2 tRNA genes are annotated in these 429 nt (G+C 42.2%); both read right to left on the bottom strand.

Going from position 1 to position 429, the window contains the following annotated elements:
- Positions 1–148: 148 nt before the first annotated feature.
- Positions 149–225: transfer RNA gene (locus H4J62_RS20040), tRNA-Met, on the bottom strand.
- Between the two features lie 84 nt (positions 226–309).
- Positions 310–386: transfer RNA gene (locus H4J62_RS20045), tRNA-Met, on the bottom strand.
- Positions 387–429: the final 43 nt, after the last annotated feature.

A 429-nucleotide genomic window follows, 5' to 3' on the forward strand; every position in this document is an offset into this window, starting at 1 on the left:
GAATGTCCTAATACCTTCTTAGGAAAGCCAAGTTGTTTTAATTCAAACTTAAGAATTTGCTTTTTATACTTAAGCGTAAGTTGGTTATCGGAGCCCATATCTAATTGAAAGGGAACTGACGACCTGATTTTATACTTATATCTTAAGTTGGTTGCGGGAGCCAGATTTGAACTGACGACCTTCGGGTTATGAGCCCGACGAGCTACCAGACTGCTCCATCCCGCGTCCGAATGTCCTAATACCTTATTAGGAAAGCCAAGTTGTTTTAATTCAAACTTAAGAATTTGCTTTTTATACTTAAGCGTAAGTTGGTTGCGGGAGCCAGATTTGAACTGACGACCTTCGGGTTATGAGCCCGACGAGCTACCAGACTGCTCCATCCCGCGTCCGAATGTCCTAATACCTTCTTAGGAAAGCCAAGTTGTTTTA

The sequence above is a fragment of the Colwellia sp. BRX8-5 genome (assembly GCF_014077325.1).
Classification (GTDB): domain Bacteria; phylum Pseudomonadota; class Gammaproteobacteria; order Enterobacterales; family Alteromonadaceae; genus Colwellia_A.